We start from the raw sequence: 431 nt of genomic DNA on the forward strand, positions 1-431 counted from the left end.
AGCGCGGCGTCGTCCAGTCGCGAGAGGTTCTCGATGTCGTGCCAGGCGTCGTACAGCGCCGGGCGGATCAGCGTGTTCATGCCGGCATCCAGGCCGACCCGGTGGATACCGTCCTTCTCGATCACCTGCGTCGCGCCGGCCAACAGCACACCGGATTCGGCGACCAGGAAGCGGCCCGGCTCGATCGCCAGGCGGAAGGCCGGGTGCACCGCGCGCACCTCGGCCAGTCCGGCGCCCCAGCGTTCCAGGTCGAACGGCTCGTCCTCGGCGCTATAGGGAATTGGCAGGCCGCCGCCGATGTCGATGACCTCCACCGTGCCGATGCGGCGCGCGAAGCCGGCGAGTTCGTCGAACATCAGCCGCCAGTGCTGGCTGGTCTCCACGCCACTGCCCAGATGGGCGTGCAGGCCGGTAATGGTGATGTCCAGTGC

General features: G+C 69.1%; 1 pseudogene. It reads right to left on the reverse strand.

The features are described 5' to 3' along the window. Positions 1-431: pseudogene (locus CWM66_RS28670) on the reverse strand (diaminopimelate decarboxylase); the annotation flags it as partial.

The organism is Kosakonia sp. H7A (genome assembly GCF_003028445.1).
Lineage (GTDB): Bacteria > Pseudomonadota > Gammaproteobacteria > Enterobacterales > Enterobacteriaceae > Kosakonia > Kosakonia radicincitans.